This is a genomic window from Flavobacterium ammoniigenes (assembly GCF_020886055.1).
GTDB classification, from domain to species: domain Bacteria; phylum Bacteroidota; class Bacteroidia; order Flavobacteriales; family Flavobacteriaceae; genus Flavobacterium; species Flavobacterium ammoniigenes.
Map to the genome: position 1 here is coordinate 942714 of NZ_AP025184.1, position 26143 is coordinate 968856.

The 26143-nt window shown below is 34.0% G+C and carries 21 protein-coding genes; 6 read left to right on the forward strand and 15 right to left on the reverse strand.

The features are described 5' to 3' along the window. Positions 1-19 precede the first annotated feature (19 nt). The 3 genes from LPC21_RS04200 to LPC21_RS04210 are packed head-to-tail and all read left to right on the forward strand — an operon-like array spanning position 20 to position 3686. Positions 20-1714 carry a peptide MFS transporter gene (locus LPC21_RS04200; RefSeq protein ID WP_229318254.1) on the forward strand — a complete coding sequence of 565 codons (1695 nt, stop codon included), beginning with the start codon at positions 20-22 and terminating at the stop codon, positions 1712-1714. Further along, positions 1701-3188 carry a peptide MFS transporter gene (locus LPC21_RS04205; protein ID WP_229318255.1) on the forward strand — a complete coding sequence of 496 codons (1488 nt, stop codon included), beginning with the start codon at positions 1701-1703 and terminating at the stop codon, positions 3186-3188. Before LPC21_RS04200 ends, LPC21_RS04205 begins: the two co-directional genes overlap by 14 nt. A gap of 36 nt (positions 3189-3224) precedes the next feature. Further along, a complete protein-coding gene (locus LPC21_RS04210; protein ID WP_229318256.1) occupies positions 3225-3686 on the forward strand; it encodes a thioredoxin family protein in 462 nt (153 codons plus the stop codon). Positions 3687-3691: 5 nt separating this feature from the next. Here LPC21_RS04210 and LPC21_RS04215 read toward each other — a convergent pair whose 3' ends face one another. The 3 genes from LPC21_RS04215 to LPC21_RS04225 all read right to left on the reverse strand — a co-directional run bounded on the left by LPC21_RS04215 (position 3692) and on the right by LPC21_RS04225 (position 7240). After that, positions 3692-5728: a ComEC/Rec2 family competence protein gene (locus LPC21_RS04215; RefSeq protein ID WP_229318257.1), complete on the reverse strand. Its 2037-nt coding sequence runs from the start codon at positions 5726-5728 to the stop codon at positions 3692-3694. A gap of 97 nt (positions 5729-5825) precedes the next feature. Further along, positions 5826-6938 carry a lipid-A-disaccharide synthase gene (gene lpxB, locus LPC21_RS04220; RefSeq protein WP_229318258.1) on the reverse strand — a complete coding sequence of 371 codons (1113 nt, stop codon included), beginning with the start codon at positions 6936-6938 and terminating at the stop codon, positions 5826-5828. 26 nt (positions 6939-6964) lie between these two features. Then, positions 6965-7240, reverse strand: a complete 276-nt coding sequence (locus LPC21_RS04225; protein ID WP_229318259.1) for a hypothetical protein — start codon at positions 7238-7240, stop codon at positions 6965-6967. A gap of 184 nt (positions 7241-7424) precedes the next feature. Here LPC21_RS04225 and LPC21_RS04230 point away from each other — a divergent pair, with 184 nt between their 5' ends. Beyond that, positions 7425-9689, forward strand: a complete 2265-nt coding sequence (locus LPC21_RS04230) for a carboxy terminal-processing peptidase (RefSeq protein WP_229318260.1) — start codon at positions 7425-7427, stop codon at positions 9687-9689. 70 nt (positions 9690-9759) lie between these two features. On the opposite strand, the gene rodA is transcribed toward LPC21_RS04230, so the two are convergent. The 6 genes from rodA to purH are packed head-to-tail and all read right to left on the reverse strand — an operon-like array spanning position 9760 to position 16917. After that, a complete protein-coding gene (gene rodA / locus LPC21_RS04235) occupies positions 9760-10995 on the reverse strand; it encodes a rod shape-determining protein RodA (RefSeq protein WP_229318261.1) in 1236 nt (411 codons plus the stop codon). A 2-nt stretch (positions 10996-10997) separates the two neighbouring features. Then, entirely contained in the window at positions 10998-12947 is a 1950-nt protein-coding gene (mrdA, locus tag LPC21_RS04240) for a penicillin-binding protein 2 (protein WP_229318262.1), read from the reverse strand. Next, positions 12944-13450 (reverse strand): rod shape-determining protein MreD, encoded by a 507-nt coding sequence (locus LPC21_RS04245; RefSeq protein WP_229318263.1) that lies wholly within the window; start codon positions 13448-13450, stop codon positions 12944-12946. Before LPC21_RS04245 ends, mrdA begins: the two co-directional genes overlap by 4 nt. Beyond that, positions 13443-14267: a rod shape-determining protein MreC gene (mreC, locus tag LPC21_RS04250; protein WP_229318264.1), complete on the reverse strand. Its 825-nt coding sequence runs from the start codon at positions 14265-14267 to the stop codon at positions 13443-13445. Before mreC ends, LPC21_RS04245 begins: the two co-directional genes overlap by 8 nt. 41 nt (positions 14268-14308) lie before the next feature. Continuing rightward, positions 14309-15337 (reverse strand): rod shape-determining protein, encoded by a 1029-nt coding sequence (locus LPC21_RS04255; protein ID WP_229318265.1) that lies wholly within the window; start codon positions 15335-15337, stop codon positions 14309-14311. A gap of 53 nt (positions 15338-15390) precedes the next feature. After that, positions 15391-16917 carry a bifunctional phosphoribosylaminoimidazolecarboxamide formyltransferase/IMP cyclohydrolase gene (gene purH / locus LPC21_RS04260; RefSeq protein ID WP_229318266.1) on the reverse strand — a complete coding sequence of 509 codons (1527 nt, stop codon included), beginning with the start codon at positions 16915-16917 and terminating at the stop codon, positions 15391-15393. 166 nt (positions 16918-17083) lie between these two features. Here purH and LPC21_RS04265 point away from each other — a divergent pair, with 166 nt between their 5' ends. Beyond that, complete coding sequence (locus LPC21_RS04265; RefSeq protein ID WP_229318267.1) at positions 17084-18334, forward strand: ABC transporter permease; 1251 nt, start codon at positions 17084-17086, stop codon at positions 18332-18334. 80 nt (positions 18335-18414) lie between these two features. Here LPC21_RS04265 and accD read toward each other — a convergent pair whose 3' ends face one another. Genes accD through tamL form a run of 3 tightly spaced genes read right to left on the reverse strand, consistent with a single transcriptional unit; the run spans position 18415 to position 22986 of the window. Then, on the reverse strand, positions 18415-19269 hold the full coding sequence (accD, locus tag LPC21_RS04270; protein ID WP_229318268.1) for an acetyl-CoA carboxylase, carboxyltransferase subunit beta: 855 nt from the start codon (positions 19267-19269) through the stop codon (positions 18415-18417). A gap of 57 nt (positions 19270-19326) precedes the next feature. After that, positions 19327-20394, reverse strand: coding sequence for a class II fructose-bisphosphate aldolase (fbaA, locus tag LPC21_RS04275; protein ID WP_229318269.1), 1068 nt, complete (start codon positions 20392-20394; stop codon positions 19327-19329). Positions 20395-20451: 57 nt separating this feature from the next. Further along, complete coding sequence (gene tamL / locus LPC21_RS04280) at positions 20452-22986, reverse strand: translocation and assembly module lipoprotein TamL (RefSeq protein ID WP_229318270.1); 2535 nt, start codon at positions 22984-22986, stop codon at positions 20452-20454. Between the two features lie 36 nt (positions 22987-23022). On the opposite strand from tamL, the gene LPC21_RS04285 reads away from it, so the two are divergent. Further along, positions 23023-23754 (forward strand): TrmH family RNA methyltransferase, encoded by a 732-nt coding sequence (locus LPC21_RS04285; RefSeq protein WP_229318271.1) that lies wholly within the window; start codon positions 23023-23025, stop codon positions 23752-23754. Between the two features lie 3 nt (positions 23755-23757). Here LPC21_RS04285 and porT read toward each other — a convergent pair whose 3' ends face one another. The 3 genes from porT to LPC21_RS04300 form a co-directional block, all read right to left on the reverse strand. Continuing rightward, on the reverse strand, positions 23758-24483 hold the full coding sequence (gene porT, locus LPC21_RS04290) for a type IX secretion/gliding motility protein PorT/SprT (protein WP_229318272.1): 726 nt from the start codon (positions 24481-24483) through the stop codon (positions 23758-23760). 1 nt (position 24484) lies between these two features. After that, positions 24485-25216, reverse strand: a complete 732-nt coding sequence (gene ubiE, locus LPC21_RS04295; protein ID WP_229318273.1) for a bifunctional demethylmenaquinone methyltransferase/2-methoxy-6-polyprenyl-1,4-benzoquinol methylase UbiE — start codon at positions 25214-25216, stop codon at positions 24485-24487. A gap of 413 nt (positions 25217-25629) precedes the next feature. Then, entirely contained in the window at positions 25630-26112 is a 483-nt protein-coding gene (locus tag LPC21_RS04300) for a dihydrofolate reductase (RefSeq protein ID WP_229318274.1), read from the reverse strand. Between the last annotated feature and the right edge of the window lie 31 nt (positions 26113-26143).

A 26143-nucleotide genomic window follows, 5' to 3' on the forward strand; every position in this document is an offset into this window, starting at 1 on the left:
ACAACCAAAACACAGAATTATGACAGCAACTCAATCGAAAACAGCACATCCAAAAGGACTTTGGGTTTTGTTTGGAACAGAAATGTGGGAACGATTCAATTTCTACGGGATGCGAACTTTATTAGTGCTTTTCCTTGTGAATTCTTTAGTAATGAAAGAAGAAGATGCTTCTTTAATTTATGGAGGTTTCTTGGGTCTTTGTTATTTGACGCCTATGTTGGGAGGTTTTATAGCCGATCGATTCTTAGGCAATAGGAACTGTATTATGTTGGGCGGATTGATTATGGCAGTGGGTCAGTTATTGTTGTTTACCAGTGCCAGTGTTTTCGGAGAAAATCTACCTTTGGCTACTACCATCATGTACGGTGGTTTGGGAGCGATTATTTTTGGTAATGGATTCTTCAAGCCTAATATTTCTAGTATGGTGGGGAGTTTGTATCCAAAACAAGAAAAAAATAAATTGGATACGGCTTTCACTATTTTTTATATGGGTATTAATATTGGGGCTTTCTTAGGACAATCCATTTGTCCGTTGTTAGGAGATGTGAAAGATTCTGCTGGAATTAGAGATATTCACGCTTTTAAATGGGGGTTTCTTGCTGCTTCAATTGCGATGCTTTTAGGAACTATTTTGTTCTACTTTTTGAAAAACAAATATGTGGTTTCGCCAGAAGGGAAACCATTAGGAGGCTTGCCTTCTAAAAATGAATCCTCAGATTATGAAGAAGGAGAGGCACAAAAAGCAGTATTTACTCCAACTGCTTTAGCAGTAGCATTAGCTTGTTTTGCGGGATTATTCTTGTTGTTCCATTTTTCAGTGGACGGAGATAATGTGGTAAAAACTATTATTTATCCTATTATCTATGCCAGTGGGATTACATTAGCAGGATTGATTTTGTCCGATAGTTCGTTAACTAAAATTGAAAGAGACCGAATCCTTGTGATTTACATTGTTTCGTTTTTTATTATTTTCTTCTGGGCAGCTTTTGAACAAGCAGGTTCTTCTTTAACGTTTATTGCCGATAATCAAACCGATAGAACTTTTATGTTGGGTTGGCAAATGCCGGCTTCTATGGTGCAAATTTTCAATGGACTTTTCGTAGTTATTTTAGCTGTGCCATTCAGTATGTTATGGGACAGATTAAGAGCTAAAGAAAAAGAACCAATCTCACCTTTTAAATTGGCTTTAGGATTATTTTTGATCACAGTAAGTTTCTTCATGATTGCGAATCAAGTGAAAGGCTTAGGCACTTCAGGTTTGTTAGCCGTTAAATGGTTGATTTTATTGTATTTTTTAAATACTTGTGCAGAGTTGTGCTTGTCGCCAATTGGATTGTCATTAGTGGGTAAACTGTCGCCAAAACGTTTTGCGTCTTTACTATATGGTGTTTTCTTTTTGTCTAATGCTTCCGGTTACGCTTTAGGAGGAACTTTGGGTTCTATCTTACCAGCTACTGGAGATAAATTTGATAAAGCGAAGGCATTAGGAATTGACTTACAACCTATTTTGGATAAAAAAATCACACCAACTGCAGAGCAATTGAAATTATTAGCTGATAATCAAATTAGCGATCACAATCCAATTTTTGCTGGTTTTGAAATTCATAATCTATTTGAATTCTTTATGGTATTTGTGGTGTTGACTGGAATTGCTTCTGTAATATTATTTGCCTTGACACCTTTTTTGAAAAAAATGATGCATGGTATCCGATAATTTAACCTTAGAAAAAATACAAAACTTTGAAGGCAAATACCCCAAGCAATTATGGTATTTGTTTTTAGTAGAAATGTGGGAGCGCTTCTGTTTTTATGGAATGCGTGGGGTTTTGACGTACTTTATGGTCGACCAATTGCTATTGAAAGACGAAGCGGCAAATCTACAATATGGCGCTATACAAGCCTTTGTTTATGCTTTTACTTTTATTGGAGGTATTTTTGCTGACAAAATTTTAGGATTCAAAAAATCATTATTGTTCGGAGGAATTGTGATGATTTTAGGCAATTTATTAATTGCTTTTTCTCCAACTACCTTATTCTATTACGGCATTGCATTTTCTATTATTGGAACCGGTTTTTTCAAACCCAATATTTCTTCGATGGTGGGGGAGTTGTATCATGAAAATGATAACCGACGCGATGCTGGTTACGGAATGTTTTATGCTGGTATTAATGTGGGCGGACTCTTAGGAGGTGCTTTGTGTATCTATTTAGGAAAATATTATTCTTGGCAATGGTGTTTTTTATCGGCAGCAATTGTGATGTTTTTAGGGTTAATTACTTTTTTATTGACCAAAAAACAGTTGGGCCCTATAGGCGATTCTCCTTTATCTAATTTAAATTCAGGGGAAAGAAAATGGAGAGAAATTGCCGTATATGTTGGTTCCTTGTTGAGTATTCCATTGATTTTTTTAATGGTAAAAAATACCGATTACACAGATTACTTTATGTACAGCATTGGTATTATTGCTATTTTATATTTTATAATTGAAACGGTGAATTTGAAGAATATCGGCTTGCAAAAAAAGTTAATTGCAGCCTTCTTGTTTATTTTCTTTTATTTTTTATTTAATGCAATTTACGAGCAAAGCGGTGGATCGCTCTCTCTTTTCGCTAAAGACAATCTAGATAATAACGTGCTATTTTTTCATATTGACCCCAATGTAGTCAATAATAGTTCCAATACTTTTTTTGTAATTGTATTGAGTCCGCTTATAGGATTATTGTGGTTGTGGTTAGCTAAGAAAAAAATAGAACCAAATACAATTGTAAAATTTGGTATTGGGTTTTTGTTTCTTGGAGCTTCTTTCTATATTTTTTACCTCACCCGTTTTTTCGCTAATGGGAATGGCATAACTTCTTTGAATGTATTTACTTTTGCCTATTTAGTCACTACCATTGGTGAATTATGTTTAGGCCCCATTGGCATGTCAATTATTACAAAGTTATCACCTAAACGCCTCTTTGGAATGATGATGGGATTGTGGTTTTTGGCGAGTGCTTTTGGCCAATTAGCCGCAGGAAAACTTGGAGCTGCCATGTCAAATTCAGATACAGGAAATACCTTGATATCCAAATTACAATCGTATACCGAAGGCTACTATCAATTGGCTATTTATTCAATAATTGCTGGAATTTTTTTAATTGCAATTACACCCTTAGTAAAAAAATTAATGCAGGACGTAAAATAAATCACTAATTTTGAATTCATAATAAAATACAACAAAATGAAAAAAATAATTATCGCTTTAGTATTTGTATTGGGAGCTATTTCCGTTCAAGCACAAGAATTATATTGGGAAACTAATGTCAATAAAGCTATTGAAGTTTCCAAGAAAACAAAAAAACCAATGTTGTTGTTTTTTACAGGTAGTGATTGGTGTGGATGGTGTATTCGTTTGCAAAAAGAAGTATTGAAAACCCCAGAATTTTCTACTTGGGCAAAACAAAATGTCGTATTAGTCGAATTGGATTATCCAAGAAGTAAACCTCAAACCAACGAAATCAAACAGCAAAATAGTCAGTTGCAACAAATTTTTGGGATTCAAGGATATCCTACCGTTCATTTTGCAACCGTTACAGAGACCAAAGGAAAAATTAACTTTAATTCTTTAGGAAATACAGGATATGTTTCAGGAGGACCTTCTGCTTGGTTGGGAGTTGCCAATGGTATTTTGAAGAAAAAATAAAGGATTTAATTCAGTATATAAAATCCCTTTTCACTAGTAGAGTGAAAAGGGATTTTTGCTTTTAAGCAACTAGCTTTCCATCTTTCTTGAAAGGATTTATAATTGGTAGCATCGGCAACAATTTCTTTAGGATGATTTATTTGAATTAGTCGATCCAGATTAATTTTTGGTGACTGAGTTAGGACTAGGATATCTGCTTGTTGCTGTTTGGGATATATTCCTATGCTATCTATAATAAGAATGGTATGGCCTTTAAAAAATGCAGTATTTTTTATTTTTTTGGCTGCAGCCAAATGACTAAAATTTCCCACTAAATAGTTATTGAGTATTTGGTTTTTTACACCAATCTTCAAAAGGCTATCGTTGGCAAAAATAGTAACTTTAGTTCCGATACGTTCGGTAATGAAGGTGTTTTTATTCGAATTAAAGACAATCCATTCTCGTTGATTTGTGCTATCATATTTATTCCATAACAAAGCAATTTGAATAAATATAACCGAAACTAAAATAGCAATCATTCGCTGAAATCTTCTTTTTTCAAACCAAAGAATACTACTTATAATTAGCATATAGCTTCCTAAAAGAAATACGGAGTTGAATGGAATATCTTTGATGATAAACTGTTCGAATGAAGCAATGGTATGAATGATTTTGTCAATGACAAACAAACACCATTCGAGAGCCTTGGACAAGTAGTTCGGGCATAGGTCAAAATAAGCCAGGATCATAACGACCACTCCTAATCCCATAATAAATCCTGTTAGGGGAATGATAGCTAAATTGGTTATAAAAAATAGACCCGGAAATTGATGAAAATAATACAAACTCAAAGGGAGAGTGCCAATTTGTGCGGCAAAAGAAACGCTTAAAATATCTCTGATATATTTCAAAATTTTGTTTTTGGGTTCCCAAAGACGGGACAACAGTGGATGAAACCACAAAATGAAAAATAGCGCCAAATAACTTAACTGAAATCCTACATCAAATAGGAATCCAGGTTGTACTAATAAAATGAGTAAAATCGACACTAATAAAGTGTGGTACCTATTTACGCTTCGGCGAAGGTGTTGTCCTATGGCTACAAATGAAAACATCGTTACAGATCGTACTACCGAAGGCGCTAAACCGGCTAGAATTCCAAATAGCCAAAGTGAATACAATATGACAATCAACTGTAACAAAGAACCTTTTTTGTTGTTAGGAACAGGTTTAAGTATGAAAGTAACAAACAGCAAAACAAAACCAATGTGCAAGCCTGAAACAGAAAGAATATGAACTGCTCCCGCAAATTGATAATCTTTAATTATTTCCGGGTCAATGTCTTGTTGTTGACCAAGAAGTAACGCTACTGCCACATTCAGTTCGGTAGCTTTAAAACCATCTTTTTTTAAATTATCTATGATGGAATTGCGAATACGAGCAGCATAATACCAAATATCTTTTTCAATAAGAAAACTTTTTTTGATTTGAGTAGCATTAGTATAGAGCTGACCGTAGATTTGTTTGTTTTTTAAATACGTGCCATAATCAAATTGAAACGGGTTTTTAGGCGCCATGTTGGGATATAAACTCCCTTGAATTTGAAGGCGGTTGCCAATGATAAATGAATGATGTAAACGGTCTTTATTAATGTGCAACAATAGTTTCCCTGAGCACTTAGTTGAGTCAACTTGATTAACCAAAGCTACATACCGTTGATTATTTGCAGTGTTTTTTAATTTTTCTTTGAGGACAATGGTAAAGGTATGTGGTTGCTCCAAAATGTTCGGAAGTTGAGTAAAATGATTTTTTTGATACGCGTCAGTATGAATGGTTTGGGTACTCATGCCAACAGCAAAAGCAAGTCCGAAAATAGATAAACCAAAATAACGATTGTGATGGGGTTTTTGGGTACACCAAAAATAAGCAACAGCTGAAAATAGGGCAGCTATAAATAAGGACGAGAACACAAGATGGGGACTCGGTTGTGTATAATAGGTAAATACAATACCAACAATAAAAACCAATGTAACTCTTGCTAGGGGGAATTGCAAAACTTTCATTGTACTAAAATACAAAAATTTACAAACGAGAGGTTTAAAAATAATAAAGCTTCCTTTCTTTAAAAGACAGGAAGCTTTTTGGAATTACAATTTACAATTACTTTAAACTTACTACAATCAACTGCGCCGTTTTTTGACTGGCGCCAATGCCTCCCAATTGCTGTTCTAATTGGTCATATTGGTCTAATAGCTGGTCGCGATGTTGTTGGTCCAGAATTTTAGCTAATTCTTGTTTGATGCGAACTGTACTGCAGTTGTCTTGGATTAATTCGGTTACGACTTCTTTATCCATGATAAGGTTCACTAACGAAATGTATTTTAAGGTAATGATGCGTTTGGCAATTTGGTAAGAAGCCCAACTTCCTTTGTAGCATACTACTTCGGGAACTTTAAAAAGTGCGGTTTCTAAAGTGGCCGTTCCAGAGGTTACTAAAGCAGCTGTGGCAATTTGCAATAAGGAGTACGTTTTATTCGAGATGAATTTGATATTGTCATTGGTAATGAATTTTTCGTAAAATGAAAATTCCTGACTTGGCGCACCTGCAATCACAAATTGGTAATCCGGAAAATCTTTGACAACACTCAACATTACAGAGAGCATTTTGGTAATTTCTTGTTTTCGGCTACCTGGTAAAATAGCAATAATGGGCAGGTCGTTTAATTGATTTTCTTTTCTAAAAGTAGCATTGTCCACTTTGGGTTGGTTGTGTATGGCATCAATTAAAGGATGTCCCACAAAATGTACAGGATAGTGGTGTTTGTTTTCGTAAAACGCTTTTTCAAAAGGCAAAATCACATACATCTGATCCACATCGCGCTTGATGTCAGTGATTCTGTTTTCTTTCCAAGCCCATATTTGAGGCGATATATAATAGTTGGTTTTGATGTTTAACGATTTTGCCCATTTGGCAATTCGCAAATTAAATCCTGGATAATCAATAAAAATGATGACATCCGGTTGGAATTCAAGAATATCTTTTTTAGCAATTTTAATATTATTTAAAATAGTTTTTAGATTGAATACCACTTCAATAAAACCCATGAAAGCAAGTTCTTTGTAATGTTTCACCAAAGTACCGCCAACAGATTGCATTAAGTCGCCACCCCAAAAACGAATTTCAGCTGACGGATCTTCTAGGTATAAAGCCTTCATTAAATTGGATCCGTGTAAGTCACCTGATGCTTCTCCGGCAATAATGTAATATTTCATTGTAACAGTGTATCTTGTTCTAAATGTTATACCAATAGAGTTATCAAAGTAAGTACGATTACGGCTAAAATAACTCCTCGCGCCATGAACTCTTTATTTAACTTTAATAAGGCCCAAAAAACTCCTAAATCTAAAACGGTACCCAAAGTGATAATTTTTCCTAATTTACCTTCTGCTTTCATTAGCTCAATTCCGGTACTAAAGGTAAATTTTGTAAATAATTGAATAAATAAAAAACAACCAAAAACAGCGCTGATTATTCCAATACTAAATCCAAGTAGTAGGTCTGTTTTATTTTTCAAGTGGCTTTCCAATTTTGGTATTTGATAGATTTTATCTAAAAATTAGAAACAAAGAAAAACAAAAAATACCAACTTCATTCAATTAATCTTTATCAAAAAGAACAATTTTATATCTTTAACAAAAAATTAAGTACATCGCATCATTGTTGAAATAACTTTTGCTGTAATTTAGACAAAAAACTGGATGAATACCATTACCAACTTTATGAAAAGAAATTATAAACTACTTTTAGTAGTCACCTTTGTATCCTTATCCTTACTCGCTTTTAAATCTAATTTTACTTCAACTTCTGATCCTGAGAAAGATAAGTTGCTGATTGAGTTATTGACCTTTGTTCTAGAGAAGGGACATTACAATCCAGCGACAATGGATGACGAATTTTCAAAAGGAGTTTACAAGGATTATATTGAGGCTTTGGATCCATCCAAAAGATTCTTCTTGCAAGCTGATATTGATGAATTTTCGAAATACGAATTGGAACTGGACGATCAATTGTTAAACAAAGATTTGACATTTTTTGATTTGACTTATACCCGTTTGATGCAACGTATAGATGAAAGCAAGTCTATTTATAAGTCAGTTTTGACTAAACCGTTTGATTATAAAGCGGATGAATCATTTAATACGGATTACGAAAAAATGCCGTATGCTAAAAACGCTACGGAACTAAATGAAAGATGGCGTAAGCAAATTAAATTATCTACTTTGTCTTCATTAGTAGACCGTATGGAGATTCAAGAAAGTAATGGGAAAATTGATAAAGATTTAAAAGAAGCGGCAGCCCCAATAAATTCAGAGGTTGGTTTTCAAGATGCAGATGTAAATGCTAAAAAAACTACAGTAGCTGAAAAAGTAAAGAGTAAGACGTTTGATGAACTGGAAAAAGAGACTCGAGAAAGTTCTTTGAAATCATTGGATGAATATTTTGGGTTTATCAAAGATTTGACTCGAAATGATTATTTTTCAGTGTATTTGAATTCGGTTACGGGTCGTTTTGATCCGCATACCAATTATTTGGCAGCTGAAGAAAAAGAGCGATTTGATGTGAGCATGAGTGGTAAACTGGAAGGTATTGGCGCGCGTTTGCAAAAGAAAAACGATTATACGGAGATTTCAGAATTGATTTCTGGAGGACCAGCCTGGAGAGGGAAACAATTGGAAGCCGGAGACATCGTAATCAAAGTAGCCCAAGGCAATCAAGAGCCCATTGATGTTGTTGGAATGCGATTGGATGATGTAGTCAAAAAAATCAAAGGGACTAAAGGAACAGAAGTACGATTAACAGTTAAGAAAGTTGACGGAACTATTAAAGTAATTTCAATTATTAGAGATATTGTTGAAATTGAAGAAACTTATGCCAAATCAAGTATTGTAGAGAAAAACGGATTAAAATATGGCGTAATTTATTTGCCAAAGTTTTACATCGATTTTGAAAATAGAGAAGGTAGAGATGCTGGTAAAGACATTGCCTTAGAAGTAGCTAGATTGAAAAAAGAAGGGGTAAATGGAATTGCTTTAGACGTTCGCGATGATGGTGGAGGATCTTTGTCAACCGTTGTTGATATAGCAGGATTATTTATTGAAGAGGGTCCTATTGTACAAATTAAATCAGCGGGTAGACGAAAAGAAGTTTTATACGATCGTAATAAAAAAATAGAGTGGGATGGTCCATTAGTAATCATGGTTAATAGTTTTTCTGCTTCAGCTTCTGAGATACTGGCTGCTGCTATTCAAGATTACAAACGTGGAATTATCATTGGAAGTAAACAAACCTATGGTAAAGGAACCGTTCAAAATGTGATAGACCTAAACCAATTTGTAAGAAGTAGTTCGGTAGGTGATTTAGGGGCTTTAAAAACTACTACACAAAAATTCTACAGAATTAATGGTGGTTCGACTCAATTAGAAGGAGTAAGCAGCGATGTTGTGATGCCGGATCGTTATGCCTACCTTAAAATGGGGGAACGCGATATGCATAATGCGATGCCTTGGGATAAAATCGATCCAGCCCAGTATAGTGTTTGGAATAATTCCAAAAATTTTAGTCAAGCTATTGCAAACAGCAAAAACAGAATTGCACAAAATCAACAGTTCCAATTAGTAGAAGATAATGCCAAATGGATTGATAGTCGTAGTAATGATTATGAGTACAGTTTGAATATAGATAAATTCAAAATGGCACAAAAACAAATTGAAGAGAAAGCTAAAAAGTTCAAACCCTTACAGAATTATAAAAATAGTTTTAATTTCAAATCATTGCCTTATGAAATGGAAGCAATGAGTAAAGATGCTACTCTTAAAGAGAAAAGAGAGCGTTGGCACGAGCAATTAGCTAAAGATATTTATGTAGAAGAAGCTTTAAATGTATTAGAAGATTTACAAACTAAAAAAGTGATCAAAAAACCGATAACGCCTAAACTAAAAACAAATCCTTTAGTTAAATCGTAAATCAGTTCACACAATAAAAAAAACGCCTCCATTTGGAGGCTTTTTTTATATATATAGTATTAGAAGTAAATTACCATTCGTTCACTTTATTGGCATCCATTTTTAAAAAGATAAACAGCAAAATTGTGAATCCCCATAAACCGGATCCTCCATATGAAAAGAAAGGTAAAGGCACACCAATTGTTGGAAAAATACCTACAACCATTGCAATATTAACAAAAAAGTGGATGAATAAGATTCCCGCTACACAATAGCCGTACACTCGGCTAAATTTAGTTTTTTGTCTTTCAGCTAAGTAAATAATTCGTAACAAAAGGATTACAAACAGCGCAATTACGACTAACGAACCTAAAAACCCCCATTCTTCGCCAACAGTAGTGAAAATATAATCGGTATGTTGTTCTGGCACAAAACCACCTTTAGTTTGCGTTCCTTCAAGGAATCCTTTCCCAAAAAAACCACCTGATCCTATAGCAATTTCAGATTGGTTAGTATTGTACCCAATACCTTTCATATCGACTGTTTTACCCAATAAAATATTGAAACGGTCTCTATGGTGCTGTTTGAAAACATGGGTGAACACATAATTTACAGATAAAACGAAACCGGATATAAGTGTAAATAAAATGGCACTTAAAACTATATTTCGATCAGCTAAACGGGATTTTAGATGTACAATTACAATAACTAATAGCGCTAAAAGAATTACGTATTGCGGTTGTAAGAGTAAGGTGAGGACAAATAATAGTATAGCTGAAAACCCAGTCCAAATGTACCAAGAAGGCAAACCTTCACGATACAATACTAAAAAGAAAGCACTGTAAATTAAGGCACTACCTGGATCGGGTTGAGGTAATATCAATAATACGGGTAGACAAACAATCGCTAAGGCTTGGATTTGTCTATTGGTATACGAAAGGTTAATTTGTGTATCGCTCAAATATTTGGCTATTGCCAAAGCAGTTGCCGCTTTTGCAAATTCAGAGGGTTGTAAGGTAAAACTTCCAAACCCATACCAACACCGTTGGCCAGCTATTGTTTTACCAAAAGCAAAAAGTCCAAGGAGTGAAAGTAAAGATATTCCATATATGATAGAAGCATATTTTTCGTAAAATTTTCCGTCCACAAAAAGAACAATAAATATAAGAGGTATAGTAAAGATGATAAATAAAAATTGCTTTTCAGAAGTACCTTCCATAGAAGATAATGAAGAAGAGTAAATATTCAACCATCCTAAAAGGACAAGAACACCATAAATAATTACGGAACTCCAGTCAATATTATTCGTTATACTTTGGTTTTTCATTCTTAACGTGTAACTTTTTTAATGGATTTAACGGTGTCTTTATTTATCTTGGAAGTTGTCGTTTTACTTTGAACAATGGAGTCTTGTTTTTTCATTTCTCTTTTTACTGTCTCTGAAAGACCACCCAATTTAGCATATTGACCTTGTAAGCTTTTGCTTAATATTCGAGTTTCTAAGTCAGTTCTTGTAATCTTTTTTCTAAGATATTTTTCAATCATTAAACTGGCAATGGGACCTGCTATGGTGGCTCCAAATCCACCGTTTTCAACCATTACAGCAATAGCAATTTTCGGATTGTCTTTTGGTGCGAAGGCTACAAATATAGAGTGGTCTTCCAATTGGGTTCTGACACCTCCAATTTTTGCAAAATTTTCTGCTGTACCCGTTTTTCCGCAAATATCAATTCCTTCTACTTTAAGATGGTAGGCTGTTCCTAAATTATACACATCAAATAATCCGTCAATAATTGGTTTGAAATATTTTTTATTTATTGTAGTTACGTGTTTGGTTGTGAATTTCTTGTCAATAGGTTTCCCTTCAATTTTTTTTATGATATGAGGGGTGTAATAGTATCCTTTATTGGCAATTGTAGCCATCATATTGGCTAATTGGATTGGCGTCATTAACACTTCGCCTTGACCAATTGCATTGGAAACAATAGCGGTACTTCTCCAGCCACCATTTGGATAAATGCGTTTGTAGGTTTTTGAATCGGGAATATTTCCTTTTCGACCTGTGGGCAAATCATAACCCATAAATTGTCCTAAACCGAAACTTTTTACATGATTACTCCAAACATCAACCGCATAGCTTGGTTTCACATATTTATTAATGGTTTTCATATAGGAAGTCCCAAAAAATGCATTACAGGATTCGTATATACCCCGATGTAATTGTAACATTCCACCATGGCAGTGGCATCTCATAAAACGCCCTCTTGCATAGCTGAAACCATGATTACAGGCTACACTAGTTTGTTCATTAATTACGCCTTCTTGTAAGGCTACTAAACCCGTTAGAATTTTAAAGGGCGACCCTGGAGGATACTCAGCTAAAAGACCTCTATCATATAAAGGTTTAGCAATAGAATCTCGGTATAAGAGGGTATAATTTTTGGAACGTTGTCTTCCAACTAAGATAGAAGGATCGTAAGATGGAGCGGTTACTAAGGCTAATATTTCTCCTGATTTAGGTTCAATGGCTACAATTCCGCCACGTTTATTGATCATTAATTCCTCGCCGTATTTTTGAATTTCAGCATCAATACTTAGATGGATGTCTTCCCCTTGAACAGCAATAGTATCGTATTTTCCTTCTTTGAACGAACCAATTTCTCTATTGTATTTGTCTTTTTGGATGTATTTTACTCCTTTAATTCCGCGTAATATTTCCTCGTAACTTTCTTCAACTCCCTGTTTTCCAATTAAATCCCCGCTGTTGTAATAGGGATTTTTAGCAATCAAATTTTCATTTACTTGGGTAATAAAACCAAAAATATTGGCTCCATAGTTAACTTCGTAATCTCGGAGCGAACGTTTCTGAAAATAAAAGCCTTCAAATTTTCTAATTTTTTCTTGGAAAGCGGCAAATTCAATTTTGTTTAATTGTGTTAAAAATACAGAAGGTAATCTAGGACTATAGATCTTGGCTTTTTCGATTTTTTTGATAAAGTCTTCTTTGGTAATATTTAATAGTTCACAAAATTCAATGGTGTCTAATTTATTGATCTCTCTAGGAATAACCATGATATCATAAGAAGCCTGATTAGAAACTAATAATTTTCCGTTTCTATCATATATATAGCCTCTTTCGGGATAGTCGTATTTAATTTTAATAGCGTTGTTATCTGATTTCAGTTTAAATGAATCATCAATAACTTGAAGATAAAAAATGCGTAGTACCAGCAAGGATGCTGCAATAATGATTAAGGAAGGCAGCAAAACTTTTCTCATCGCTTATTTGGCTTAATTAAGTAGATTATAATAATGCAAATAGTTAGGGTAACAATACTACTGAGTAGGGTTCGGATTAAAATATCCCAGAGTAGACTGAATTGGAAGGCTTCAAATATGAATAAGATTAAATGATGCAGTACAACCGCTACTAATAGAAATGAAAACCGTTCAGGAGTTAGTGTATCATTTAGTTTTATGGTTTGGTATTCGTAACTCACACCAAAAGCAAATTTAAAAATGGAGGGTCTAAAATAAGCTAGTAGTAAACTGGCTGTGGTATGAATTCCTCCGGAGTTGCTAAACATATCTAGGATAATTCCCAGCAGAAAACTAGCCACTAATAAGCCTGATTTATTTCCATTCACCGGATATAAAATAATAAACAAGATATACGGGAACGGACTGATGAAACCAAACAAATTGATATTATTGAATACAATAACTTGAAGGCTAAGTAAAATAAAAAATCTAAAAAGGTTGAAAAACAAACTACTATTCATCTTCTTCTCGTTTTTCTAGATTCATAATCTCTTGTCTGTCTTTCCCTTTAATGATATACACATGACCTAGGTTAGTCATATCATTGAATAATTTGATATCCAAAGTATAATAATTCGTTTCATTATCAATATATACTTTATCAATGGTACCAATGTTAATGTTTTCAGGAAAAATTACAGATTGACCTCCAGTTACAATAGTATCTCCTTTTCTTACCGAAGCTAATCTTGGAACATCAATCAATTGAACAAATCCAGTACTCTTCCCATTCCATATCAAGGAACCAAAATGGTTTGATTTTTTAACCTTGGCATTGATCTGTGATTTTTTGTTCAAAATACTAATGACTGTAGCATAGCGAGGGGAAGTATTGTCGACAATTCCAACAATTCCTAAACTATTAATTACTCCCATATCAGGTTTAACCCCTTGGAGTTCTCCAGAATTTAAAGTGAGATAATTCTCGTGAACATTATACGAATTGTGAATTACTTTGGAGACAATAATATCAGTAGGTTTTACTCCTTTGATACTGTCTAATTTGGCAACAACAGTCGAATCTTTTCTGTTAAATAACAAACTTTTTAATGTGGCATTTTCTTGTGCCAATGCCTCATTTTGAGATTTTAAATTCAAGTATTCATCAAATTCGCTCAGTTTTTCATATACCCCACCACTCATGAAATTAGCAGAACTAATCACTTTACTTCTATGAAATGAATGGGATTGAATGGTGAGTGATAACGAAATACCTAAAAGCAGCAAAAACAGTAAGCGATTACTGTTTTTAAATATAAAAGTAAATATTTGCTGCATTTTATAATTGTATTATTGATGACTTCTCTTTTAGAACAAGACTATTTAATCAAGATGCTTTTAAATCTATTGATGTTTTTAAGCGCCATACCAGTCCCTCTTACTACTGCTCTTAAAGGATCTTCTGCGATATAAACTGGAAGATCAGTTTTTAAAGAAATTCGTTTGTCAAGACCGCGCAACATCGATCCTCCACCTGCAAGATAAATTCCTGTATTGTAAATATCGGCTGCTAATTCTGGAGGTGTTTGCGATAAGGTTTCCATAATTGCATCCTCGATACGTTGTATTGATTTATCCAATGCTTTAGCAATTTCTCGGTGAGAAACTTCTACTTGTTTAGGTTTTCCAGTTAACAAATCACGTCCTTGAACTGACATATCTTCTGGAGCAGTTTCTAAATCTTCTAAAGCGGCTCCAATTTGAATTTTAATTTTCTCTGCGGTACTTTCTCCAACAAATAAGTTGTGTTGTGTACGCATATAATAGATGATGTCGTTTGTAAAAACATCCCCTGCAATTTTAACTGATTTGTCACAAACAATTCCGCCAAGAGCAATAACTGCAATTTCGGTAGTACCACCACCAATATCTACAATCATATTTCCTTTAGGTTGCATAATGTCAATTCCAATACCAATGGCTGCTGCCATAGGTTCGTGAATCAAATATACTTCTTTACCATTTACTCTTTCGCAGGATTCTTTTACCGCTCTCATCTCTACTTCGGTAATGCCTGATGGAATACAAACCACCATACGTAAAGCAGGGGTAAACATTCTTTTTTTCAGCGCAGGAATACTCTTAATAAACATATTAATCATTTTCTCTGAAGCGTCAAAATCAGCAATTACTCCATCTTTAAGAGGGCGAATTGTTTTTATGTTTTCGTGAGTTTTACCCTGCATCATGTTGGCTTCTTTACCAACAGCAATGATTTTACCAGAAATTCTATCTCTAGCTACAATAGAAGGGCTATCTATAACAACTTTATCGTTGTGAATAATTAGTGTGTTTGCGGTACCAAGGTCGATTGCAATATCCTCGGTCATGAAATCAAAAAATCCCATAAGCGTAATTGGGTTTTAAATTTAAAATTAAATAACAAGCAAAGTTAAACAAATTAATGTTTAAAATGACGTGTTCCTGTAAATACCATTGCTAATTTATTTTCATTACAATAGTCAATACTTAACTGATCTTTAATAGATCCTCCAGGTTGAATTACAGCTGTGATTCCTGCTTTTTTAGCCAATTCCACACAATCAGGAAATGGGAAGAAAGCATCACTAGCCATAGAGGCTCCATTCAAGTCAAAACCAAAGGCATTGGCTTTGTCAATTGCTTGCATTAAAGCATCAACTCTAGAGGTTTGTCCTGTTCCAGATGAGATAAGTGTGCCATTTTTAGCAAAAACAATAGTGTTCGATTTGGTGTTTTTGCACACTTTAGATGCAAAAATTAAATCGTCTACTTCTTGGGCAGTTGGAGCTGTTAGTGTAACGGTTTTTAAATCTTCTTTGGTATCGGTAATGTTATTTCTGTCTTGAACTAAAATCCCGTTCAAGCAAGTACGAACTTGTCTTTGTGGCAAAGCCACCTCATTTTGAACTAATATAATTCGGTTTTTCTTTTCTTCTAAAATTGCGATGGCTTCTGTATCAAAAGCAGGTGCGATAACTACTTCGCAGAACAACTTGTTGATTTCAGTTGCGGTTGCAACATCTATTTTGGTGTTGGAGATTAACACTCCCCCAAAAGCAGAGGTTGGATCACAAGCCAAAGCCGCTAAGTAGGCTTCGCTAATTGTTTTTCTTGAGGCCAATCCACACGCATTATTGTGTTTTAGGATAGCAAATGTAGGACCGTCGTTTTTAAATTCTGCGATTAAATTTACGGCAGCATCTACATCAAGGAGGTTGTTGTATGACAACTCTTTCCCATGAACTTTGTTGAACATTTGGTCAAATTCGCCAAAGAAAAATCCTTTTTGATGTGGGTTTTCTCCGTAACGCAATACTTGTCCATTGGCAATACTTTCTTTATAAATAGTTTCGTCTGTATTGAAATAGTTAAAGATAGCACCGTCATAATGCGAAGAAACGTGAAATGCTTTGGTTGCCAAAAGCTTTCTGTCTTCCAATGTTGTAGCGCCATTTTGAGCCGTAATCATATCTAAAAACAAGCTATAATCGTCAACAGAAGCGACAATAACAGTATCCTTGAAGTTTTTGGCTGCGGCACGAATCAATGAAATTCCACCAATATCAATTTTTTCAATGATGTCAGCTTCACTAGCACCAGAGGCAACTGTTTTTTCAAACGGATACAAGTCAACAATGACTAAATCAATCTGAGGAATGTCATATTCCTTCATTTGTTGCACATCACTTTCATTATCTTGACGGTTTAAGATGCCTCCAAAAACTTTTGGATGTAATGTTTTTACTCTCCCACCAAGGATTGAAGGATAAGAAGTTACATCTTCAACAGGAATTACAGGAATACCTAGGTTTTTGATGAAATCTTCGGTTCCTCCTGTAGAGTAAAGGGTTACATTTTGTGAATGCAATTTTCTTACAATTGGTTCAAGACCGTCTTTTGAAAATACTGAAATTAATGCAGATTGAATCGATTTAGTTGTGCTCATTGTGTAGTTAAAATTTTAAAGTGCAAAAATAGTTTTTTTTTGATTATAAATATCCATCTAAAGCTGTAACATTCTGAGAAATATATACACTTATCTTCCAACTAATTTATATTAGGTTTTTGAATAAAATTTACTGAATTTTACATTGTTACAAAAGAAAAAAAGTATGCTAGTATATCTTCGATTATTAAAAGAGAGTTTTGGATTTGCATTGAATGCTTTGCGCAATAATAAACTCAGGACCTTGCTTTCATTATTAGGGGTTACTATAGGCATTTTTTCAATTATTGCAGTACTTGCTGCAGTTGATTCTTTGGACCGAAAAATCAAAAAAGACTTGAGTAGTTTGGATAAAAACACCATTTATTTGATGCGTTTTTCTTTTGGGCCCTCTGAAATTCCGCAATGGAAAAGAGAACAATTTCCAAACGTTAAATATGATGAATACGAATATTTAAAAGGTTCAATGAATGATGTCAATCAAATGGCTTTTCAATTTTTTGTCAATAGAGAATCTGTAAAATACCAATCCGCAACCGTTAGTGATATTAATGTGGTTCCAGTTTCACATGAATTTATAGAAATTGAAGGTTTAGAATTTGACGAAGGTCGTTTTTATAATGAATCGGAATCCAATTCTGGCTCGGCCGTTATTGTTTTAGGAAATGAAATAGCATCGGGTCTTTTTGAAGGAGCCAATCCAATTGGCAAAAACATTAGATTGTACGGTCAACGTTTTACGGTAATTGGTGTTTTGAAAAAACAAGGCGCTGGAATTTTTGGGGATAGTAATGATACTTCGGTTTTTATTCCTGTCAATTTTTTAAGACGAATGTATGGCGATAACAATGATGCCTTAACTCCAGTAATTTTGGTAAAACCAGAAAAAGGGGTTGATATGGATGCATTTAAAGCCGAACTCACTCAAAAATTGCGCAACTTTCGTGGAATGAAAACTGATGAAATAGACAATTTTTTTATCAATGTCTTGTCTGGATTTACAGATTTGATTGATGGAATTGTAGGTCAAATGAATGTAGTAGGTTGGATTATCAGTGGATTTTCTTTGTTAGTGGGTGGCTTTGGAATTGCCAATATCATGTTCGTATCTGTAAAAGAACGAACCAATTTAATTGGTATACAAAAATCACTTGGTGCTAAAAATAGATTTATCTTGTTTCAATTTTTATTTGAAGCCGTTATTTTATCAGTAATTGGTGGTGCTGTAGGATTGTTTTTGGTTTGGATCATATCGATAGTTTTAACGAAAGCTATGGACTTTGAGTTTGTATTAAGTATGGGCAATGTGTTTTTAGGTACAGGATTAGCCGCAATGATTGGTTTGATATCTGGAATTTTACCTGCAATCACCGCTTCAAAACTAGATCCAGTTGAAGCGATTCGTACAGGAATGTAAAACAATTTTAGAACTAATAAAAAAAGAAACCCCAAAATGCAATTTGCCTTTTGGGGTTTCTTTTTATTTTAAATTTTCAACTATCGAATATCGTTGTTTTGAATCAAATCGATATAAAGATTGATGTTGTCTTTCAATTCCTTTCTTGGTGAGATAAAATCTAAGAAACCATGCTCTAGAAGAAATTCAGCAGTTTGAAATCCATCTGGCAAATCTTTTCCTGTTGTATCTCTAACTACACGAGGTCCTGCAAATCCAATCAATGCGCCTGGTTCTGAGATGTTGATATCTCCTAACATAGCATAAGAGGCTGTAGTTCCACCTGTGGTTGGATCTGTACAAAGTGAGATATAGGGTAATTTTGCTTCGGCTAATTGAACTAATTTTACCGAAGTTTTGGCTAATTGCATTAAAGAAAATGCAGCTTCCATCATACGAGCTCCACCTGATTTTGATATCATTACAAAAGGCAATTTGTTTTGGATTGCATGGTCAATTCCTCTTACGATTTTTTCTCCCACAACACCTCCAATAGATCCTCCAATAAAAGCAAAATCCATACAACAAACTACTAGTTCTTTTCCTTTTGATTTTCCAACAGCTGTTCGTACCGCATCATTCAATTTTGTCTTTGATGTAACATCTTTAAGACGGTCTGAATACTTTTTGGTATCTACGAAATGCAATGAATCTTTTGAGGTCATGTTCTTATCTAATTCAACAAACTCATTATTGTCAAATAAGATTTCGAAATACGTTTCACTTCCAATTCTAACGTGAAAATCATCTTCAGGACTCACATATAAATTACGTGCTAATTCCTCTGCGTCAATAATTTTTCCAGTTGGAGATTTGTACCAAAGACCTTTTGGAACATCCATTTTGTCTTCAGTAGGAGTAGTAATGCCTTTTTCGTGTCTTTTAAACCAAGCCATAGTTGTACTAAATAATAAACCATTGACAATTCATTGAATTGTCAATGGTCAAGTTAATTATAGAGTGTTTACATTGTTCAAGTCAGCAAATGCTTGCTCTAATCTTGTGTTGAATGTAACTTCACTTTCGCGAATCCATTTTCTTGGATCGTAGTATTTTTTGTTAGGAACATCAGCACCTTCTGGGTTACCAATTTGTGTTTTCAGATAGTCAATGTTTTTAACCATATAATCACGAATTCCTTCAGTATATGCAAATTGTAAATCAGTATCGATGTTCATTTTAACTACACCATATCCAATAGACTCTCTAATTTCTTCTAATGTAGAACCAGATCCACCGTGGAAAACGAAATCAACTGGATTAGCTCCAGTATTGAATTTGTTTTGTACGAAGTCTTGAGAATTTTTCAAGATTTTTGGAGTTAATTTTACGTTACCTGGTTTGTATACCCCGTGAACGTTTCCAAAAGCTGCAGCAATCGTAAATTTAGGACTTACTTTTGATAATTCCTCATAAGCATAAGCTACTTCTTCAGGTTGTGTATATAATTTTGAACTATCAACATCAGAATTGTCAACACCATCTTCTTCACCACCCGTAATTCCTAATTCGATTTCTAATGTCATTCCCATTTTGCTCATACGAGCTAGGTATTCTTTACAGATTTCGATGTTTTCTTCAATTGGCTCTTCTGACAAGTCAATCATATGTGAAGAAAATAATGGTTTTCCAGTTGCAGCAAAATGTTTTTCAGAGGCATCCAATAAACCGTCAATCCAAGGTAATAATTTTTTAGCACAGTGATCTGTGTGTAAAATTACAGTTGCTCCGTAAGCTTCTGCTAATGTATGAATATGAAGAGCTCCTGCAATTCCACCAGCGATAGCTGCTTTCTCATTTGCATTAGACAATCCTTTTCCAGCATTAAATTGTGCCCCACCATTAGAAAATTGAATAATAACAGGCGCATTTAATTTAGCTGCTGTTTCAATAACTCCATTGATTGTGCTTGATCCAGTTACGTTAACTGCAGGAAGTGCAAAACCTTTTTCTTTTGCATAATTAAAGATCTCTTGTACTTGATCTCCAGTAGCAACTCCTGGTTTGATGTTGTGTGACATTGTAATTGTTTTTAGTTGTTTTTAGTTTGAGTTCGCAAAAATAAGAATTAATTAGTATTAGAATGGATAATTTATTCCAAAATTTAATACGGACTGCCCGAAATTACAATCTTTTAGCCATCTTCGATCTTTGTTTTGTGCTGGATTATAGGTTTTGAAACCTAAGTCAAAGCGAAGCACAAAAAAGTTCAAATCATAGCGAAGTCCAAATCCTGTTCCTAGTGCTATGTTTTCTAAATCTTTCAATCCTTTAAATGTTGCCTTAGGGTCCACCGTATTGTCTAGAACATTCCAAATGTTTCCTGCGTCTGCAAACAGGGCGCCTTTCAAGCTCCCTAAAATTTTAAATCGGAATTCCCCACTGATGGTTAATTTCATATTGGCTTCATTGAAATCATTGATTCCTCCTGTACTTCCAGGACCTAAACGATACGGATTCCAACCTCTATTATCATTGGAACCTCCTGAATAATAACTTCTTGAAAAAGGAATATTGTCCGAATTCCCAAAAGGTATTGCGATGCCAAAAAAGCCTCGAATAGCAATTACTTTTTCTCTGGATAAATCCCAATATTTTACAAAATCAAATTCTGTTTTTATATATTCTGAATATTCTAAATTAAATAGCTCATAACGATTGGAAGTGTTTTTATTCAAATTTGTAGCATTAGCAAACAAACTCAGAATAGAACCTGCAGATTCAATTTTAGTTTTGAAAAGATAAAAATCGCTATCAGCTAAGTCTTTTTTGGTTGTAGTTGAATAGCTAAAATTGGTAGCTAGTATAAAATCATTTTCGGTAAGTCTAAATTGTCTCTCTGCAATACTTTTTACAGTGGAATAATCAGTTACGGAGCTGGGAACAGCCTGTGTTAAGATGCTATTTATAAATTGATTGGTTCCGTTTTCAATTGTTAAGTTGCCATCGGCATCATAGAAATTAGCGCCAATTTGATAGGATGGATTTTTAGCTAAAGTGTTCAACGCTGCATACGAAGAAGAGTACACATTATAGTAATTCTTAGGATTTAAGTTTCGAACAAATTGTACATTAAACAAATCAAATCGTGCAGTTCTGTTGGTTTTTGGGGTCCAATTGTAATTGATGGCACCTATGAAATTTTCTTTGTCTAATCCAATATTTTTTTGAGTAGAATAGCCGGTTGTAATTAAGGTGGAAGGAATCATGCTTTTTGGAATGATTTTCTCGGTTGCAAAAGGCATTACGATTCTTGGAAAATTTAGTTTTAAATCTACTCCAAGTTCAGAGGCATTAAAAAACACGTCATTTGGATTGGCAAAATCTTTGGAGGATCCCACATTAGCTCTGCCCGAAAACTCTAATGTTTCGGCTCCATTAAAAACGTTTCGAATGGAAATAGAAGGGCTAAAACTAATACCAATATTTTGAATATTCGAGTGTGTTACATCTAGTGACTGTCCAAAGCTGTATTTCTTTTTTGGAGTCAAATAAATCTTTGCAATTAGGGATTGTGCTGTACTATCTCTTTTATCTTGTTCGTAAATAATAGAAGGGTAATTAAAGATTTTTAGATTACTTAAATACCGACTAGTTAAATTGGTTTTTGTATCCGAGAAATACCCTCCTTTGTTGATAAAAACAGCATCTGTAATGGCAAAAGGTTTGTATTTGAGTTTATTTCGGCTTACCAATTTAAAATTCTTATACTCTGTGCTATCCGTTAGAGTTGCTTTTGCATCAGCTGCAGAATAATCGGTAAAAATTCTAACGTCACTTATTTTGTATAATTTGAATGGCTCAGTAACAGTTACATCTTGCTTTTGGTAATTGTAATCGCCAATTTTTAATCGGACGCTGGCTTTGTTTTTTTTCTGAATAGTGTCAATATCAAAACTAACATTGTTCGGTTGAAAATCATAGGCACCGCTATTTCGGAATAAAGTTGTGATTCTATTTTTTTCATTTTCAAAATCCTCCGTTTTATATCTGTTCCCAGGTTTTATAATTGAATTGGATTGGGTTGATTGGTACAATGAATCTAAAACTACCGTTGCTATTTCAGTAGATACCGAATCAATTGTGTAAGCAACACCAGGTTCTATATAATAATTGACACGGCCTTTTTTAAGACCAACGGTGTCAAAAACAGATTTGATTTTGACATCAAAAAAACCTTTATTAAAATAGAAATATGATAAACGCAATACCGACTTCTCGGTTTTCAACGGATCGTAAATCACCGGAGGCTCGCCAATTTTTTTTAAAAAATTAGAAATGCCATGTTGCCAAAACGATTTCCCTTTTTGGTTTATCGGTTTATAAGTAGGACTTGTAGCAACCGGATTTTGTATTGCTTGATGAGTAGAGTCAATTTTGGCTTTTGCCCAATTATTGAATGTCAAAAATAGCGGAATTCCAGCTATTTTACTATTTGGTTTTTGGTACAATTGACTGAACGTAGTTTCATCGGAAATCACTTTGTTATTCTCGAATATTTCGTTTTTAGTCAACAAAAATTTACCGTTTGGAACTCTTTTTACAGCGTTACAAGCAGAAATAAATATTGCAATTAGAATAAATGCAGTTACTTTTGTGAAAATATGTTTCAACGGTTCTAAAATTTTAATTCAAAAGTACATTTTTTTATGGTTAGTAAAAACCAAATAAAGCTTATATCCAGTTTACATCAAAAAAAACACAGACAAACGCATCAATTGTTTATTGCTGAAGGGATTAAAGGAATTCAAGAATTGTTAGACGAACATTTTGAATTGGATCATTTATACACCACTCAATCCGATTTTGAAGCGGTACCCACTAAATTGAAAACTGTTGTGTCTGAAGCCGATTTGAAGAAAATAAGTGCTTTGGCTTCGCCCAATACTTGTTTGGCAGTTTTTAAAATGCCTAAGGTTAAAGCAATTAATTCATCGGGATTAATTGTAGCATTAGATGACATTCGGGATCCAGGAAATTTAGGTACCATCTTGCGTTTGTGTGATTGGTTTGGAATTCAACAATTAATTTGTTCCAAAGAAACGGTGGATGTATTTAACCCTAAAGTAGTTCAGGCAACTATGGGTTCTATTGCCCGTGTAAATGTGACTTATGTTGATTTATATGATTATATTGCCAATAGTAAGCTAGCTGTTTTTGGAACATTTATGGAGGGCGAGAATATTTACACCAGTAATTTGCCTCAAGATGGAATTATTGTAATGGGGAATGAGGCTAATGGAATCGCATCGGATTTAGAGAAAATTATAAAAAATAGATTAACCATTCCGCGTTTTGGAACACTTCAAAAAACAGAAAGTTTAAATGTAGCAACAGCAACAGCAATTGTTTTAAGTGAGTTTCGCCGCGCTACACTTTAGATTTTAATGAAAAGTAAAATTGACAAACAATCCCCTTGTTTGCATGGATTCGATGTTACTTGTCCAGGGACTTGCTGGATCATTATCTTGGATTAATTCATTATTAAGTCCAAAGACACCTCTTATGGATGGAGAAAAAATAAAATATTCTGAAAATACATCAATGCCAAATCCCAATTCATAATTGGGACTCCATGCCTTTACTCTAAATAGTTGTTCTAAATTATCGTCTGGGGATTTTGAATTGCTCGACAAATTCAATGTGGTTGAAAAACCGCCCAGTAAATAAGGTCGAATATTACCGGTTCGTAAAGCGGAGAATTTTAATAATAAAGGAAAGTGGATGTATGTACTATTAACTTCTCTAATTTTGTTTGAGGGATTAGGAATAAAAGTGGTAAAATAGTTGTCGGGATAATTTAATGTTCTCTTGGTATAATACAATCCAGGTTCAAAACGTAAATTAATATATTCCTGTAATCTCAAATCGGCTACCAATCCAACATTAAATCCAGTGGTTTTTTGAACCTGTATATCTTCCATTACATTGGCTTTGTATTTGAATTTGAAATCATAGGAGTTCAAGCCCAGGAAAAATCCAAAATACAAAGGTTGTTGTTGCCAAGTCTCTAAATGAATTACAGGGTCTTTGCTAAAAATACTTTGTGTAAATTGAGCTCGAACAGTTGTTGTAAAAACAATAAAAAGAACAAAAATAGCTTTTTTCATATTATTTTTTAGAAGCAGAATAAATGGTAGCCACTCCAAAAGTTTGAGGTAAAGCTACAACATCTATAAACCCAATTTTTCTCAAAATATTGTTCAACTTTTCACCGTAAGGGAAAGCCGCCGCTGATTCTGATAAATACCCGTAGGCATCATTGTCTTTGGAAAACAATTTTCCAATTAGCGGAAGAACATAATTGCTGTACAATTGATATCCTTGCTTGTAGGGTGTTTTATCTGGAACAGAAGTTTCCAGAATGACAAAAGTGCCGTTAGGTTTTAGAACTCGTAAAATTTCTGCTAATCCTTTTTCTAAATTCTCAAAGTTACGCACTCCAAACGCAACCGTTATTGCGTCAAAATAATTATCCTCAAAAGGCATGTTCTCCGAATCTCCAAGTACCATTTCGATGGTTTTGGTTAGGTTTTTGGATGCAATTTTTTGGACGCCAACTTCTAACATTCCAGCTGAAATATCTAAACCTATAATTTTTTCTGCTTTTGTTTGTGCCATTAAAATCGCTAAATCTCCTGTACCTGTTGCGATGTCTAAAATGGTATTAGGATTCGATTTCCCTACCATTTTCAAGACTTTTTTGCGCCATTTAACATCAATTCCAAACGAAATTACACGGTTAAGATTGTCGTAATTTCCTGAAATAGTATCAAACATTTGAGCTACTTGCTCTTTTTTGCTTAATGATGAATCTTTGTAGGGAGTGATTTTATCTGCCATCTTTTTAGTTTGTGCAAATATAAGTAAACTCTACTAACTTAAATGGGATGATTTAGGCCAAACTTTTGGAGTTTAAAAAGATTTCAAAAATCACTAAAAGTGGGTATTGTAGTGCTCTGATTAAATATCCAATTTTACCTAAAGAAATAGGTTTTTCTTTTTCAATGTTCAATTGGGAGTTAATGATTGGAAATCAAATAGTTGAAATTTGCGCAACCAATTATATTTTGTCTTTTGGTCTTATTTAATAGCTTTTTGAGAGTTGTTAAATAAAGCGCAAAACACGTTCTTAAGAATTAATTTGTTTTTGGAAACTTTAAATTTATTCGTTTGAATTGCCTTCGTGGTATTTGGCAGTTCATTAAAAGGCAAAAAGACATTTCATTCTTTCTCCCAATGCATTGAAAATTTTTTTATTTTTTTACAAAAGTTTGATACGTATAATCGTAAAGATGTTTCTCATCTTTAGTATTAAACTCTGATTGTACCAGCTCCCATTCATTTTCATTCATTTCAGGAAAAAAGGCATCGGCTTCAAATTGACCATGTACTTTCGTAATTTCTATTTTATCAGAAAAAGGGAGTGCTTGTTTGTAGATTTCGCCTCCACCAATGATGTAAACTACTTCATTTTCAGGACAATTTTTTATGGCCTCTTCTATACTATGAGTCACAATACAGCCTTCAGGTTGGTAATTGGCTTGTCTAGTAATGACAACATGCGTTCTGTTAGGTAATGGTTTTGGAAAACTTTCAAAGGTTTTTCGTCCCATAATTATGTAATGACCCGAAGTTAATGCTTTGAATCTTTTAAAATCATTAGGTAAATGCCAAACCAATTCATTGTCTTTTCCTAAGGCATTATTTTCGGCAACAGCAGCAATCATTACGATCATAAATGTAGTCTTAAAGTAGTTTAGATAACGT